This is a genomic window from Dictyoglomus turgidum DSM 6724, from assembly GCF_000021645.1.
GTDB classification, from domain to species: domain Bacteria; phylum Dictyoglomota; class Dictyoglomia; order Dictyoglomales; family Dictyoglomaceae; genus Dictyoglomus; species Dictyoglomus turgidum.
Genome location: NC_011661.1, coordinates 101,227 through 115,944 on the forward strand (window position 1 = coordinate 101,227; position 14,718 = coordinate 115,944).

General features: G+C 31.9%; 19 protein-coding genes. 6 read left to right on the forward strand and 13 right to left on the reverse strand.

Going from position 1 to position 14,718, the window contains the following annotated elements; translation table 11 throughout:
• Positions 1-82: 82 nt before the first annotated feature.
• The gene (locus DTUR_RS09585; protein WP_341271215.1) at positions 83-289 is read right to left on the reverse strand and encodes a HEPN domain-containing protein; all 207 of its coding nucleotides are present in this window, start codon (positions 287-289) and stop codon (positions 83-85) included.
• Between the two features lie 28 nt (positions 290-317).
• On the opposite strand from DTUR_RS09585, the gene DTUR_RS00505 reads away from it, so the two are divergent.
• Both DTUR_RS00505 and DTUR_RS00510 read left to right on the forward strand, forming a co-directional pair.
• Positions 318-581, forward strand: a complete 264-nt coding sequence (locus DTUR_RS00505) for a UPF0175 family protein (RefSeq protein WP_012582523.1) — start codon at positions 318-320, stop codon at positions 579-581.
• A complete protein-coding gene (locus DTUR_RS00510) occupies positions 581-1,060 on the forward strand; it encodes a PIN domain-containing protein (protein WP_012582524.1) in 480 nt (159 codons plus the stop codon). The genes DTUR_RS00505 and DTUR_RS00510 overlap by 1 nt, the downstream gene beginning before the upstream one ends.
• Before the next feature lie 117 nt (positions 1,061-1,177).
• Here the strand turns inward: DTUR_RS00510 and DTUR_RS00515 are convergent, their stop codons facing one another.
• Positions 1,178-1,582, reverse strand: coding sequence for a HEPN domain-containing protein (locus DTUR_RS00515; protein WP_012582525.1), 405 nt, complete (start codon positions 1,580-1,582; stop codon positions 1,178-1,180).
• A complete protein-coding gene (locus DTUR_RS00520) occupies positions 1,579-1,923 on the reverse strand; it encodes a nucleotidyltransferase domain-containing protein (RefSeq protein ID WP_012582526.1) in 345 nt (114 codons plus the stop codon). The genes DTUR_RS00515 and DTUR_RS00520 overlap by 4 nt, the downstream gene beginning before the upstream one ends.
• A gap of 249 nt (positions 1,924-2,172) precedes the next feature.
• Here DTUR_RS00520 and DTUR_RS00525 point away from each other — a divergent pair, with 249 nt between their 5' ends.
• A complete protein-coding gene (locus tag DTUR_RS00525) occupies positions 2,173-2,565 on the forward strand; it encodes a class I SAM-dependent methyltransferase (protein WP_164930934.1) in 393 nt (130 codons plus the stop codon).
• 189 nt (positions 2,566-2,754) lie between these two features.
• The gene (locus DTUR_RS09520) at positions 2,755-3,027 is read left to right on the forward strand and encodes a DUF86 domain-containing protein (protein ID WP_278007873.1); all 273 of its coding nucleotides are present in this window, start codon (positions 2,755-2,757) and stop codon (positions 3,025-3,027) included.
• 76 nt (positions 3,028-3,103) lie between these two features.
• Here the strand turns inward: DTUR_RS09520 and DTUR_RS00535 are convergent, their stop codons facing one another.
• The 4 genes from DTUR_RS00535 to DTUR_RS09390 all read right to left on the reverse strand — a co-directional run bounded on the left by DTUR_RS00535 (position 3,104) and on the right by DTUR_RS09390 (position 4,265).
• Positions 3,104-3,301: a cysteine peptidase family C39 domain-containing protein gene (locus DTUR_RS00535; RefSeq protein WP_164930935.1), complete on the reverse strand. Its 198-nt coding sequence runs from the start codon at positions 3,299-3,301 to the stop codon at positions 3,104-3,106.
• Between the two features lie 25 nt (positions 3,302-3,326).
• Positions 3,327-3,512, reverse strand: a complete 186-nt coding sequence (locus DTUR_RS00540; RefSeq protein WP_012582527.1) for a hypothetical protein — start codon at positions 3,510-3,512, stop codon at positions 3,327-3,329.
• Between the two features lie 178 nt (positions 3,513-3,690).
• Positions 3,691-3,894: a hypothetical protein gene (locus tag DTUR_RS00545; RefSeq protein WP_012582528.1), complete on the reverse strand. Its 204-nt coding sequence runs from the start codon at positions 3,892-3,894 to the stop codon at positions 3,691-3,693.
• A gap of 29 nt (positions 3,895-3,923) precedes the next feature.
• Positions 3,924-4,265 carry a hypothetical protein gene (locus DTUR_RS09390; RefSeq protein WP_012582529.1) on the reverse strand — a complete coding sequence of 114 codons (342 nt, stop codon included), beginning with the start codon at positions 4,263-4,265 and terminating at the stop codon, positions 3,924-3,926.
• 285 nt (positions 4,266-4,550) lie between these two features.
• Between DTUR_RS09390 and DTUR_RS00555 the strand changes: the two genes are divergently transcribed.
• Positions 4,551-6,002: a hypothetical protein gene (locus DTUR_RS00555; RefSeq protein ID WP_012582530.1), complete on the forward strand. Its 1,452-nt coding sequence runs from the start codon at positions 4,551-4,553 to the stop codon at positions 6,000-6,002.
• Between the two features lie 60 nt (positions 6,003-6,062).
• Entirely contained in the window at positions 6,063-9,329 is a 3,267-nt protein-coding gene (locus DTUR_RS00560) for a hypothetical protein (protein ID WP_012582531.1), read from the forward strand.
• Between the two features lie 728 nt (positions 9,330-10,057).
• Here DTUR_RS00560 and DTUR_RS00565 read toward each other — a convergent pair.
• The 6 genes from DTUR_RS00565 to jag form a co-directional block, all read right to left on the reverse strand.
• Positions 10,058-10,366 carry a hypothetical protein gene (locus DTUR_RS00565; RefSeq protein ID WP_164930936.1) on the reverse strand — a complete coding sequence of 103 codons (309 nt, stop codon included), beginning with the start codon at positions 10,364-10,366 and terminating at the stop codon, positions 10,058-10,060.
• A gap of 7 nt (positions 10,367-10,373) precedes the next feature.
• Positions 10,374-10,508 (reverse strand): hypothetical protein, encoded by a 135-nt coding sequence (locus tag DTUR_RS09525; protein ID WP_278007862.1) that lies wholly within the window; start codon positions 10,506-10,508, stop codon positions 10,374-10,376.
• Positions 10,509-10,647: 139 nt separating this feature from the next.
• On the reverse strand, positions 10,648-11,478 hold the full coding sequence (locus DTUR_RS00570) for a hypothetical protein (protein WP_012582533.1): 831 nt from the start codon (positions 11,476-11,478) through the stop codon (positions 10,648-10,650).
• Positions 11,479-11,846: 368 nt separating this feature from the next.
• Positions 11,847-12,728 carry an undecaprenyl-diphosphate phosphatase gene (locus DTUR_RS00575; protein ID WP_012582534.1) on the reverse strand — a complete coding sequence of 294 codons (882 nt, stop codon included), beginning with the start codon at positions 12,726-12,728 and terminating at the stop codon, positions 11,847-11,849.
• A 9-nt stretch (positions 12,729-12,737) separates the two neighbouring features.
• On the reverse strand, positions 12,738-14,105 hold the full coding sequence (mnmE, locus tag DTUR_RS00580; protein ID WP_012582535.1) for a tRNA uridine-5-carboxymethylaminomethyl(34) synthesis GTPase MnmE: 1,368 nt from the start codon (positions 14,103-14,105) through the stop codon (positions 12,738-12,740).
• Positions 14,095-14,718 (reverse strand): RNA-binding cell elongation regulator Jag/EloR, encoded by a 624-nt coding sequence (jag, locus tag DTUR_RS00585; protein ID WP_012582536.1) that lies wholly within the window; start codon positions 14,716-14,718, stop codon positions 14,095-14,097. The genes mnmE and jag overlap by 11 nt, the downstream gene beginning before the upstream one ends.

Below are 14,718 nucleotides of genomic sequence, written 5' to 3' on the forward strand. Positions count from 1 at the left end.
CAAAGTAACAAGATATTGTTCTATCTCTTCAGCCAATTTTTAGCCTCCTCTTTATAAGACAGAAAATCTTCCTTTCTATACTCTATAAGCCTTGAAATTCCCCCTCATGACTTTTAGGTTCAAATCCTTTCGTAAAAAGAAGAGCTCTTACCATATGTAGAGTATAGTAATATAAGCGCGATATAGCATCCTTTATTAGTCCGTTCTCAAATAAAATGTTCGCAGATTTGTGAGCTTCTTCTGCTCTTTCTATTTCAACAACTATAAATAGTGTATAATAAATAAAAATTCAAAATCAAAAGGAGATGGAAATTAGAATGAAATTAGAAACCTTAGAGATAAAGATACCAAAAGAAATATTACTACAAGTGAGAAAAGAAGAACTTATTAAAGAAATTAAATTTTTAATTGCTATAGATATGTATGACCGAGGTATTCTCTCTTTGAGTAAGGCAGCTTTATTGGCAGAAATGACCAAAGAAGAGTTTATGGAAATCTTATCAGAGTATGGGGTAGATATAATAAAATATCCAAAAGAAGAATTAGAAGAGGAATTAGAAAATCTTAAAGAAGCAAAATAATGAAGATTGTTGCAAACTCCTCTCCTCTAATAGCATTAGCAAAAATCAAAAAGTTAGATCTGCTTACTTATGAAATTTATATACCAAGGGCAGTCTTTGAAGAAATAACTGAGATAGGAAAAGAGTATAGGGACGAGTTACTCAAGTGGGCAAAAGAAAAAGTACTAAATGTGGAGAATAAAAAAGCAGTAGAATACTTAGAAATAATATTAGGAAAAGGAGAAGCAGAGGCAATAGTACTTTCGGAAGAAATAAAAGCAGATGCTATATTGATAGATGACTTAAAAGCAAGGGAAATAGCAACCCTTAGGGGGTTAAAAGTTGTTGGGACAATAGGCATTCTACTAAATGTCAAAAGACAAGGAACTATTACAGAATTAAAACCTCTTCTTGATGAATTAATAAAAAATGGAATAAGAATAAGCAAAGAACTCTATGAGCATGCTTTAAAACTTGCAAATAGATTATTAAGAAGATAGATGGGAGAGAGTTGCTCTACAAAAATAGTTTTTGGTTTACGCTGCAAAGTAAAGAGATATCCTATAAAAAATAGTGGACGGAACCAGGAACTGAGTTAGAAGAATCCTTAAAAAAAATCATAACAAACCAATTTTCCTAAGATATCTTTCAATTTCTCCTGCTAATTTTTCAGCCTCCTCTTTATAAGACAGAAAATCTTCCTTGGAAAATACATAGAAAGGATTGTAATCTGCCTCTTCTCTATACTTCATAAGTCTTGAAAAAATATGAGCAATCTCTGGCTCAAAAATCCCTTCTTTAATAAAATGCAAGCTTAAAAGCCTTAAAGCTCCTTCATGACTTTTAGGTTCAAATCCTTTCGTAAAAAGAAGAGCTCTTACCATATGTAGAGTATAGTAATATAAGCGCGATATAGCATCCTTTATTAGTCCGTTCTCAAATAAAATGTTCGCAGATTTGTGAGCTTCTTTTGCTCTTTCTATCTCCTCTTTTACATTTAACCTTATATTCTCATCTTTCATATTTCAATTCCTTCTCTTTCTATATCAAGTGCTATTCTCCGCTCTCTTCTTTTCAAGAGCTCAAATTCTTCCCTTGAGATTACTAATGTCGATAAAGGAATGCCATATTCTGTCTCTAAATTAGTGACTATGGAAAGAATATTTCTCTTAAGATTTCTATCCAAATAATTCACAATTATTGCTACATCTATATCAGAATCATTATCATAATCGCCACGTGCTTTTGATCCAAAAAGAATCACAGCTTCAAGATTAGAACCTAAAAGCTCTAAAAGTTTAGTCTTAAGCTCTTTAAGTATTATTCTTTCACTTTCTTCTAAATGATCAATAGCTTTACTCATGTTACAAAAATCCATTTTTTAATTTTACCACACTCTTCCTTCATATACACAGGGGAAGGGAGTTGAGAATAGATTAGTTCCAAAATGTTATATACAGGATCTTAAAGATACGAAGTCATAACCAACATCCTTTTAGAAGCTGTTTTACTTTAAGCCAGACAATATTATTTAACCATAGAAGGGGAATGATAAGAAAATCATAGAAGTAGTGCTAGATAAAAATAACATTTTTGTAATATAATAAATCCTATGAAATCAAATTCAGATATGCTTTCCCTTCCATACGAGAATGAGTTTTTTGACTGTGTCTTATCCTATCATTCAATTTACCATACCAATAAAAAGGGGTTAGAAAAGGCTATCTCAGAGGTACATAGAGTACTTAAAAAAGATGGAGAATTTTATGTGACCTTTAACTCCAAATTTAGTAGAAGCTATAACAACCCTAAAAACACTGTCCTTAAAGACGGTACAATAATTAAGCAGGAAGGAATAGAGGCTGGAATTCCTCATTGTTATTTGGACGAAGAAGAGATTTATATCCTAATAAAGGATTTTGAAATTTTAAGCATGAAATATATAGAAGATATAATTCCAACAAGAAGTAATAAGTATTTTGTCTTAGCTAAAAAGGAAATTTAACTTTTTCTGTAAAATTTCTCTCTCCACAATGTGTTTTAATGAAAAAATAGAGATTATAAAATCTTTTACAACAATCAGTATTATTATCCCCACCCACAATAGAGAAAAGCTCCTTGCTTGCGTGGTCTTTACCTCTCATTGAGTCCTATAAAATTTTAAAAGAGATATATGAAATAAGAGATATATGAAATATATGATAAAACTTTCAAAGAAAAATTAGAACTCTTTGTTACCGGTCTAAGACCTCCAAAAGATTATTCAGATCCTTTTAGAGTTCTTTTTGAAAATGTTTTTTTGGAAAAAGCGTTCTTTGAAAGTTTGGTGAATATGGTCAAATTTAGGGACAGATTAGTACATATATATTGGGAGATTGATAATGAGTTTTTATACTCAATTTTAAAAAACAATGTTAAAGATTTAAAAGGTTTGATCAATAGAATAATTGAAATTTTAGAGCTCTAAGGTCCTACGTAAAAGGTACAAATGTAGTTTTATAACCCTTTGTTTCATATCCCTCATAATTTGCAAATCTTTTTAACTAGAGTAAATTTAAACCTTTTTCAAGGGATAATTCATCTTTTAAGAAATTCAATACTTCAAACTCTTCTACTTTTTCACCAAAATAATTTAAAAGAGTAGCAATAGCACAAGCTCTGCAGGTGTGTTCCGTAGTCTGAATTATTACTTTCTCCCTTTTTATTTCTTGATAACTTTTGGCTTTGTTAATTTGTTTCAATATAATTTATAGTTTATTTTTTCTTTCATAAGAAAAGTTGTCCCTCAACTTTTTCAAGTTCTTCGTCAGATAGCTCTTCTCCTTGAGGAAGATTTACTTTTACCTGAATTTGAGCTGTTGGAACAGCAGGGGTTTGTGCAAAAACAGGTAGAAAGATAGGTACCAGTATGACGAATATAAGAAGAGCTATGAAAAGCCAAATACTAAACATCTCCTTGATAAAAACTCTCTCTCAATATAAGTGGAAAACCGTTGGAAGACCTTCATTTCTTAAAAGTAATACTTACGTCTCTACCAAGCGCTAAGATAAATTTGAAAGAGAACATAGCAAATTAAAAAATTTTAGAGGGGAGACTTTCTCCCCTCTTTATGACTCTTTTAACCTTATGTTAGTATCCAACTCCTATTAATTTTAGGAGTTTATCCGTCCATGTCCCTAACTTAATAATTATGAAAGAAAAAATATCTACGAAAATTCTAAGTATAGTCGCAGAACATATGAATAGAACTAATATTTGAATTAAGAGTCTTATAGGTCTCTTAAGAGTCATTGGACCAAAGATATCTTTTGTAATCTTTAACAATTTTTCCATTAAAATACCCCCTTTTCTTATAAATTTTCTTATAAAGCTACCGAATCTGAGACACTCAAAGAAAATGATCCTACAGTGATACCTACTCCGGATATTCCTATGTAAACTCTAAAATTTGCTTGTCCCCTTGCCCAAGCAATATTTGTCCCTACAGTTCCATAGGAACAAGAGGTAGTAACTTCAGCAAACATACCAGAGGAAGCAACAACATTAGCATTAACAGAGACTACTTTTCTTGTATCATAATTATAGTAAAAACTACCAAGAAGTACAACGGCCCCACCAAAAACTAGTGGACCAGCATTACTTGTATACTCTGCATAATCATATAAAGTTCCATATCCTATGCGAGAGGAAGAGTTATATATCAATATCTTCCTTTTAGGATCTTTTTTATGAATAACTTACCCTTCATTTCTATAACAGATAATTTTTGGAACATTATGTAAACACCCCTTTCTACTTAATGTTTTGTTTTTTATTTTACCTTCCCGCATATGACTTTCAAATTTACCCTATCTGGAAATATTGATGAAATCTTGATTTTGAAAGGGTAAATTTTTAGGTTTTTTTAAAATTTTTTAAAGTGAAACATTTTACAAAAAATAACTTGAAAAGTGGTATAATTAATCAAAAAGTTTTCTCAATTTTGAAAGATGCCAAGTAAAATTCCACATATAAATAGAATCATATCTACCTACGGTTCCTATGCAAAGCCATTCTTAAACTGGGCTTTAGAAATGGCAAAAATTCCTCCACCTTGGAAGCATTATTTCATTGCTTTGAAGTTCTATTGGAAAAGAGAGTACTTTTTATCTTTAGCTGAATTAGAAAAAGCACTTGATAAGTGTAATAGTAATAAAACGCTATATTATCTAATCCTTACCGAAAAACTTTCAATATTATCAAATATTAACAGTAGAGAAGGAAATGCAATTTATGAAAAATTAAAACGAGAATTTCCTTATATCCCTTCTTATGTAAGAAATATTGCGTCCCCATCCCTCCTTCATTATTATGCTACTAACTTCCCATCTAATCTTCGAAAATTCCGTATTTGGAGCAACAAGTATCCTTTGGATCCTTCCTCCAAAACTTTTATCCTTTTAGGTAAAGCAAGAGAAGAGATAAAAGGAAAAAATATTAGAAAAGCTATATCTTATTACTCTGAAGCTTTTAGAACTTCCCTCTCTATTCCTCATCCCACAGGAATCATCAATAGTTTAAATGATGCCTCTTGGTATCTTAAAGAAAAACATCCCAAATTTTCCCTTTTATTAGCTAAAAAGGCTGTTTATTATTCTGCTTGGTATAGAGAAGATCTATCATATGGTTTTGCTGTCCTTGATACTCTCTTTGAGGTACAGAGAATTAATAATGACCCTTCCATTTGTGAAACCTCTATGATCATCCAACATTATTATAAATCTTTACCAAATTCTTCTGGAAAGTACACTAAAGAACACTACAAAAAACTTTTTGAATTCTCTAAAAAATTTTGCTTTAATTTAGAAGCTTCCTTCTATGAAAATGATGGAAAGAGGATAAATATCTTTGAAAATTTCCAGAAATCAATAGAAATACTAAATAGCATGTCAAAAAATAAAAGAGAAATTTTAATCCTTTCAACCTTTATGAGTATTTGCAATAGAAAGATGTTATTCCCCTTTATTTCCAAAAACCTTAAAAATATATTAGCTTACTCTGAAAGTATTAAAAAAATCATTAACCTTGCAAATAAAAATTTTGAAATCATAAGATTTCTATCATACATATCTACTGACCACCCATTCCTAAAAGCAAGAAAAGATTTGGCAACAAAATTTTTGGAGACCTTGCATCCTAATAAGAAAGAATTTTTCATAAGTTTTTACCTCTCTCTAAAAGAAAAAGAAAGAGAATTTATAGATACCTTCATAAGAAATTATGTAAGATATGATAGAGATTGGAATATTAAGATTCATACCCCAGAGGAAATAATTCCTTTCATTAAAAAATTTCAACTGAAAGAATTACCATCTTCTTTAGCTTATTTCTCCTTTGAAAAAAGAGAAAGAAGAGAGTTTGATAGTTTAATAAACCATATTTATTCCTTATTTATTGACTAACTTTAGCTTTCATATTAAAATAAGTTTTATAATGAAACAATTTTTATTATGGAGGGTTTTATGAATCCCAAAATTAAATATGAGGTGGATAAAAAGAAAGATTTGACTTTTAATATTTACAATTACAACTATGCCTTCCCCTTTTCCAGCTTCCTTCCCGGAATATCTGGAATTTTAGGAATCCCTATGTGGTGTTTTTATGTAAATAGGGGACAATGTATTACAAGTTTTGGATTCGAGAGTAAAGATGGTGCTATACTTGAGTTTCATCCTGCTAACAAAGCCTATAGGCTTACTCCTATATATGGTTTTAGAACCTTTATAAAAATTGACAATGTTTTTTATGAGCCTTTTAGAGAGTCCCCTGAAAATGAAACTTTTGAGAGAGAAAATTATATGAGTATAACTCCCTATGATCTTACCATATATGAGATAAACAAAACCCTAAATATCTCTTGCAAAGTGAACTACTTTACTCTCCCTAATGAGCCTGTAGGAGCCTTAATAAGAATTTTTACTATAAAGAATCATGGAGAAAACGAATTGAACCTTGAAATTATTGATGGTATACCTCAATTTCTACCCTATGGACTTACCAATGAAGTTATGAAGAATATGTCAAGAACCATTGAAGCCTGGTATAGGGTAGACAATTTAGAGAATAATGCACCCTTTTATAGGCTTTATACAACCTTTCAGGATATAACCGAAGTAAAGGTAATAAAAGAAGGACATTTTTATTTTGCTCTCTCAGAAGACGAAAAACTTCTTCCTGTAATAATAGATCCTGATCTCATCTTTTATCCTTCTAATGATTTCTCCTATCCTTATAAATTTGCAAAGGGAAAATTTACCCTTCCTAAGGCAGTATTTTATGGGAATAGAACTCCCTCTGCTTTCTCCTACACTATAATTACTCTTTCTCCAGATGAGGAAAGATCCATAATATCTTTTGCAGGAAAGGCAGATTCCTTGGAGAGATTAAATAAAATAGTAAAAGATTATGCTCATAAAGAATTTGTCGAGAAAAAAGCTAAAGAGAATGAGATACTCATAAAGAGCATTATGGATAATGCCTTTGTACATAGTGCTTCAAAAGAATTTAATTCTTACGTGAGACAAAGCTTTCTTGATAACCTTTTAAGGGGAGGCCTCCCTATTACTTTAAACTATAATTCTAAAAAAGATGTAATTTATCTCTTTGGAAGAAAACATGGAGATTTAGAAAGAGATTATAACTTCTTTACCCTCGAAGCTAATTATTTCTCTCAAGGAAATGCCAACTACAGAGATATAAATCAAAATAGAAGAAATGATATCTATTTTAATCCTGATGTAGAACACTTCAATATATGGTATTTCATAAACCTTATTCAGCTTGATGGATATAATCCATTAGTAATAAAGGGAGTTAAATACCTTATAAAAGAAGATGTTTTAGGAGAATTAAAAAATTGGGTTTCCGAATATATAGAAAAGGAGTTAAAAGAAATACTTCAAAAACCTTTTATTCCTTTTGACGTAATAAAGGTTCTTGAAAAGTACAACTATGAGCTGAAAAAGGGAAATCTTATTGACTTTATCTCATTCCTACTTACAGGTAGTAGAAAAATAGAGTTTGCAGAACATGGAGAAGGATATTGGATAGATCATTGGTTTTACAACTTAGATCTCATAGAGAGCTATGAGTCTATATTTCCAGATAAAATGGAAGATCTCCTTTTAAATCAAGAGATTTTCACCTATTATGATAACTCTGAAATTGTGCTTCCAAGAGAAGAAAGGTATGTTCTTACAGAAAATGGAGTACGCCAATATAGATCTTTAAGAAATGATGAAGAAAAAGTAACTCTTATAAGATCAAGGAAGATAGAGCCTAATAAAGTAAGAACCAAATATGGAAAAGGAGATATTTATTATACCTCTTTACTTTCCAAACTTATTGCCCTTGCTACTGTTAAATATTCAACTCTTGATCCAGAAAATATAGGAATAGAGATGGAGGCAGGAAGACCTGGCTGGAATGATGCATTAAACGGTCTTCCTGGACTTTTTGGATCATCAGTAAATGAAACTTTTGAACTCAAAAGACTTCTCTTGCTTATAAAATCATGGATTGAAAAATACAAACTTTATGAAAGAGAAGTGAGAATTCCAAAAGAATTATCAGAACTTTTAAATTCCCTTGTGGAAATAACAAAAGAAAATCTTAAAGGTAAGATATCAAACTTTGAGTTTTGGGATAAAAGTTCAAATCTAAGAGAAGAATATAGAGAAAAAACTAAATTGGGTATATCAGGGGAAGAAATATCCATAAGACTTTCTGAAATTTTAAACATCTTGGATCTATTTTTAGAAAAATTAAATAAAGAGCTTGAAAGAGCCTTTGATAAAGAAAAGGGACTTTATCATACATATTTTTATTATGATCTTGTGGATTATGACATTATAGAAAAAAATGGAAAAAAGGTAATAAAACCAAAGAAATTTGTAAGAAAAGATATGCCCCTTTTCCTTGAAGGACAAGTCCACTATCTCAAAACTGAAAGGGACAAAAATAAAAAGAGAGAGATCATGGAGAGAATAAAACAAAGCGATTTATATGACAAAAAATTGAAAATGTATAAAGTTAATGCTCCTTTGGACTCTGCCCCCCTTGAAATTGGGAGAATCAAAGCTTTTCTTCCTGGATGGCTTGAAAATGAAAGCATATTCTTACATCTTGAATACAAATATCTCCTTGAAATATTAAAAGCAGAAGAATTTGAAAAATTCTATGAAGAAATGAAAAATTGTCTTATACCCTTTATGAATCCAGAAACATATAGAAGAAGCATATTTGAAAATGTATCCTTTATTGTGAGTAGTAGAAACCCTGATCCAAATCTTCATGGAGCAGGATTCTCTGCAAGACTTTCTGGAAGTACTGCAGAATTTTACCATATGCTCCTTGTTATGGCTTTTGGTAAAAATCCATTTTACCTTGATGAAAACAATAATCTTTGCTTTAAACCAACTCCATCAATACCGGATTTCCTTTTCACCATAAAAGACGAATTTGTAAATTATTACGGCTGTGGTAAAGAAGAAAAAATATTCATACCTAAAAATTCTTTTGTTATAAACTTCCTTAAAAATACCCTTATCTACTTTATAAATCCTAAAAGGAAAAATACTTTCGGAGAAAATGGAGCTAAGATAAAAAAATACATATTATACAGCAGTAATGAAGAAAAGGAGGAAATAAATAGAGAAATACTAACATCTCCATACTCTTATAATTTGAGAAGTGGAGTTTATGAAAAATTAGAAATCGTCTTAGAATAAGATATAATCTATAACCTAATCAGCCTCCATAAGCCTCCTTCTTTCCTAAAAAAAGGAAAAATACTTTCGGAGAAAATGGAGCTAAGATAAAAAAATACATATTATACAGCAGTAATGAAGAAAAGGAGGAAATAAATAGAGAAATACTAACATCTCCATACTCTTATAATTTGAGAAGTGGAGTTTATGAAAAATTAGAAATCGTCTTAGAATAAGATATAATCTATAACCTAATCAGCCTCCATAAGCCTCCTTCTTTCCTAAAAAAAGGAAAAATACTTTCGGAGAAAATGGAGCTAAGATAAAAAAATACATATTATACAGCAGTAATGAAGAAAAGGAGGAAATAAATAGAGAAATACTAACATCTCCATACTCTTATAATTTGAGAAGTGGAGTTTATGAAAAATTAGAAATCGTCTTAGAATAAGATATAATCTATAACCTAATCAGCCTCCATAAGCCTCCTTCTTTCCTAAAAATAGGACTTACAATCCCATACTGGGAAAGACCATCAAGAGACCTTGGATAAGCTTTTATTGTAACATTTTCCCCTTCAGCTTTATATTCTTTTACTATAAAAATTGTGTTTTCGGAAATCAAATTTTTTAACTTTTCCCTTCAGATAGTAAGCAACACCTTTCTTTCAGGACTCATATAAGAAAAGATATCTAAGGAAAATAGGGAGTATTTTTCATTAAGTTTTTTGTAAATCCAGTAATATACATCTATACTCTCATCTTTATCGGAACATACCACATAATAGGGTAAAATATTTCTTCTTTTTTATCCCCCATAGTCCACACTTTAACATATATCCTTGCTCTCAAATCTCCTTCCCCATCACTTTTTATGAAAAATCCCGCTGGAATACTCCAAACTTTTGTGCCTAAGCTTACTGAATAACTCATATCCCTTGGATCAAATTCAAACACAAAATCCTTTCCCGCTCCCGTTCTAATATCCATCTCCTCATCTTTATGTTGAGAGCCACGCAGTCCAGAATCACTTTCAAACATCCTTATTTGTATTCTCACCCTCCTATCATCCCAAAGAGGCTTTAAAACTCCCCATATAGTATAATGATACCCCATTGGAAAAACCAAAAGCTATCTTTATAAGTTGAAGGGAAAGTAAAAGAATGAAAAATAAAGAATAAATAAATAGTTTATTTTTCATAACTTCTCCTCCCATACAAGGGAAAGCAGAGAAGCAATTAAATAAGCTTTATCTCTGCTTTCCCAGACTTACATTATGTTATCTGCACGTGTTCCATCATGTTTAATCAAACTTAAGGTGAAGCCATCTTGGCGATTATCTACTGCACCAGCCATAACTCCAGGTTGTGCCGATAAACATATACAGGTCCTTTTGAAAAAGAGGGAGTAAACTGTATATTCTGCCCATTACTTCTCATCCTTACTTCACCTTTAAAACCATTTTTTGAGTTTGGAACAACTACCATCCATAACACCCATGCACCACTTACTGTCCTTCCACTATCATCTAAAATACATAAATCAAAACCATCAGGTGCATTATTTTGGGCACCACTTATCAATGCTTTACCATCTTTTTGAGCATTTGTTACTATAACTGGAGTTGAGGATAGCCTTGGAAAAGATATATGTTGTCCATGGCTTGCTATTAAAACTCCGCCTATTACCTCTTGGGTTGGAGAGGGAACAAAGGCTATCCATTGAACCCATGCATTGGGCACTGCTCTTCCCTGATCATCGGTTAAATAAAGAAGAAAATTATCTTTTGCAAGATTAACTGCACAACTTGAAATTGCTTTACCATTAATTTGTGCCGATGTTATGACTATAGGATTATATGCTTGAGATTTGACAGCAACCCATTCATAAGCTTCAGTCATAGAAATAAAGCCATCACCATTTCTATCGGTTCTATTATCACTTGTTCCTCCTAAAAGAGCATTTCTCCATTCTCCAGCCCAGCCAAATCTGTTAGTTTGGTTAGCATTAACCGAAGTAATAACAATTACTCCTTTTCTGCTTATATCATCTACCACTGCACCACTATAACAAGGATTAAAACTTGCAATAATTACTTTCGCACCTTCTATTGGAAGCTTGTCCCTATGAGTTATTATCCCTTCTAAGGTAGCATAAGATAGCTGAGGCAAGAGGAAGCAAAAGAATCATTAATATCAAGGAAAAACAAACTTTTTTAAGCATTATTTTCTCCTTTCTAATTTTAAAATGAGGCACTTTTACATTATACAAATATTGAACAGAAAGTTAGATGAAGAAATTATTCTCTTTTATGAACATTTGGTAGAACCGATAAAACTTATTGGAACTATTATAACCCTTGCTGCAAGGAGGTTCTGCAGGAAAAGAGGGGTCAAGTGCTCAAATTGGAGCAGGGCTTGTCTCATTTTTTCAGACCTTTTTAAGTTTGATTATAGGGATAGGAAAAAACTTGTAAGAAGTTCTACTTCCATCCTTATTCTGATAAAGCCACCTTATCAACCATAGATAGGGCAAGCTTTTAATTACGCTCTTTCTCACCTCTTACCATCCTAAAAATTAAGTAAACTATAGCTACTCCAAAAACTATAAGAGACAAAACTTGGAGATTAAAATACGCAAGCAAAATAGCTAAGGCAAGGATAAATCTATAATAGGAAAAAACTTTTAAAGAGGCTTTTTTAACATAATTTAAAAGTAGATGAATAGTTAAGATACCTACAATAAAAGCTACAATTGCTCCCCAAAGTATCAAAGAAAGAGATCCCAAATCTCCGCTTTTTATCACATGGAACAATTTAAAAAATACTGCACCACCTATTATAGGTAGGGAAAGATAAAAGGAAAATTTGGTAGCCTCATCCCTTTTTAACCCTGTAAACATGCCTCCTGATATGGTAGAGCCCGATCTTGATACCCCTGGAAAAAGGGAAAGAACTTGCCAAAAACCTATAATAAGACCCCTTTTTAAATTAAGATCTTTTATTTCAAGATTTTTCTTTGAGTATTTCTCAAGAAGTAAAAATATAATGCCAAAAGAAATTACTCCTATAAGGATTATCCAGATAGCAAAGGAATAAACTTGAGGCTGAGATATTTTTTCCACAAAAGGATCTAGAAAAACTCCTAGGATTCCTGCAGGCAAAGTAGCAAGTACAATAAGTCCCAATATTCTTCTTTTTTCTCCTCCTTTAAATATACTTACTAAGAATTCCCACCAATCTTTTAGAAAATAAATGAGAACTGCCCAAAAAGTCCCAAGGTGAAGTCCCACATCAAAGGAAAGCCCAAAATCAGGAATCTTTACCAGATAAGGGATCAAAATAAGATGAGCAGTACTGCTTATGGGAAGAAACTCCGTAATTCCTTGCACTATTCCTAAAATAATAACCCAAATATTCATTTCTACCTCCTATTTCCCTACACAGAAATTTGCAAAAATTTTATCTGCTATATCCAAGGAAACCTCTTCCCCAAGAATCTCCCCAAAGGCTTTCTCCATATCGTATAAAATATCTCCGAGAATATCTAAACTCTGAGGAAGATTTATAAGAACACTTATACCTTCTTCACAAAATTGATAAATCTCCTTTAATTTTTCCCTATGATATACATTTAAAAATATTCCATCTTCCAATTCTTGAGAGGAAATATGTCTCTCAATAGCTTTTTCAAGATCTTCTATCCCTATTCCCTCTTTTGCTGACACAAAGATCTTCTCTATATCCTCTGAAAAGACTGAAAGTTCTACCTTTTGAGGAAGATCTACTTTGTTTATAACAAGGATTATCTCTTTATTCTGATAACTTCTAATCTTCTCAAAAAGATTTATCTCTTCTTCGGAGATTTCACCACTTCCATCTACCACAAAAAGGATCAAGTTGGACTTTTCAAGAATTTTTTCGGTCTTTTCCATCCCCATTTTATCTAAGATATCCTTAGGTATGCCAAGTCCTGCAGTATCATAAATCTTAACAAGATGCCCTGAGGAAAGGTAAAGCTCGCCTTCTATATAATCCCTTGTAGTTCCAGGAATAGGAGTTACTATAGCTCTATCTTCCTTCATTAATGCATTAAAAAGACTTGACTTTCCAACATTTGGTCTTCCTACTAATATAACTCTATATCCTCCTTTAATCCAATCTCCTCTTTCTGCCTTTTCCAAAAGATAAGAAACCTCTCTTTTTATCTCTTCAAGCCTCCTTAACCAATCTTCCCTTTCTCTTTCTTCTACATCTTCAGGAAAATCCATAGAAGCTTCCAAATATATTCTCAAATGCTCTACTTTAGATTTCAATTCTCTCAGGCTTTTTGATACTTCACCTTTTAATTTTGATAATGCTCTTTTCAAGGCAGTTTTGCTTTCCGCTCTTATAATCTCGTTTATACTTTCTGCCTGCAGAAGATCAATTTTTCCATTCAAGAAAGCCCTTTTTGTAAACTCTCCTCTTTCTGCAATCCTTGCTCCTTCCTCCACAAGAATCTTCAAAATTTCTTCAAGAATAATAGGACTCCCATGGGTAAAAATCTCCACCATGTTTTCACCAGTATAGGAGTTAGGTGCTTTATAAATTGCTACAAGCACCTCATCTATAATCTCATCTTTGTAGATTATATTTCCATAATGAAGAGTATGGGATGAAACTTTTTCAAGATCTTTATTTCTCCTTGGGCTAAAAACTCTTTTAACAATGTTTATTACATTGGGTCCACTTAACCTTATAACACCTATAGCGCTAAAACCAAGAGGGGTTGCTATAGCAACAATATCATCCTTCATTTTTCCTAGGAGCTATAACTACCCTTCTTTCTGGTTCTTCCCCAATGCTATAAGTAATCACATCAGGATCATTTTGCAGAGTTATATGAATAATCCTTCTTTCCCTTGAACTCATAGGCTTTAAATGAAATTCCTTCTTCTCCTTTTTAACCTTTTCCGCAATCTTTTTAGCAAGATTAGAAAGGTATTTCTCTTTTCTTTCTCTGTAATGATCCACATCAAGGGTTATGGTTTCCGTAATTTGATTTTTAGCAGCAAAAAGTCTGAGTATAAATTCAAGAGATGATAGGGTTCTACCTCCAGGTCCAATTAATTCTCCTAAATTTTCTCCCTCTAAACTTATCTTAATATGTCCTTCTTCTTTTATCACTCTAATCCTTGCTCTTAAATTTAGTCTCCAAAGCAGTTCTTTTAGAAAATTTCTTAATGCATCTTCTGGGTTCTTCCTTATCCATGCTAAAACCCTAAAGGGTCTTGCACCTATCCCCAGAATGCCTTCTTTCCCATATTCCAAAACCTTATACTCAATCTTATCAAGAGGAACCTCCAAAACAGCTTTTGCCTTGAGAAGAGCCTCCTCTAAGGTCTTTCCCTCAGTTTCTATCTCCTTCAT

Bases quoted from the DNA above. Each gene is read 5' to 3' on its own strand.
- DTUR_RS00505 (WP_012582523.1), top strand. From the start codon at position 318: ATGAAATTAGAAACCTTAGAGATAAAGATACCAAAAGAAATATTACTA.
- DTUR_RS00510 (WP_012582524.1), top strand. From the start codon at position 581: ATGAAGATTGTTGCAAACTCCTCTCCTCTAATAGCATTAGCAAAAATC.
- DTUR_RS00515 (WP_012582525.1), bottom strand. From the start codon at position 1,582: ATGAAAGATGAGAATATAAGGTTAAATGTAAAAGAGGAGATAGAAAGA.
- DTUR_RS00520 (WP_012582526.1), bottom strand. From the start codon at position 1,923: ATGAGTAAAGCTATTGATCATTTAGAAGAAAGTGAAAGAATAATACTT.
- DTUR_RS00525 (WP_164930934.1), top strand. From the start codon at position 2,173: ATGAAATCAAATTCAGATATGCTTTCCCTTCCATACGAGAATGAGTTT.
- DTUR_RS00540 (WP_012582527.1), bottom strand. From the start codon at position 3,512: ATGTTTAGTATTTGGCTTTTCATAGCTCTTCTTATATTCGTCATACTG.
- DTUR_RS00545 (WP_012582528.1), bottom strand. From the start codon at position 3,894: ATGGAAAAATTGTTAAAGATTACAAAAGATATCTTTGGTCCAATGACT.
- DTUR_RS00555 (WP_012582530.1), top strand. From the start codon at position 4,551: ATGCCAAGTAAAATTCCACATATAAATAGAATCATATCTACCTACGGT.
- DTUR_RS00560 (WP_012582531.1), top strand. From the start codon at position 6,063: ATGAATCCCAAAATTAAATATGAGGTGGATAAAAAGAAAGATTTGACT.
- DTUR_RS09525 (WP_278007862.1), bottom strand. From the start codon at position 10,508: ATGAAAAATAAACTATTTATTTATTCTTTATTTTTCATTCTTTTACTT.
- DTUR_RS00575 (WP_012582534.1), bottom strand. From the start codon at position 12,728: ATGAATATTTGGGTTATTATTTTAGGAATAGTGCAAGGAATTACGGAG.
- mnmE (WP_012582535.1), bottom strand. From the start codon at position 14,105: ATGAAGGATGATATTGTTGCTATAGCAACCCCTCTTGGTTTTAGCGCT.
- jag (WP_012582536.1), bottom strand. From the start codon at position 14,718: ATGAAGGAGATAGAAACTGAGGGAAAGACCTTAGAGGAGGCTCTTCTC.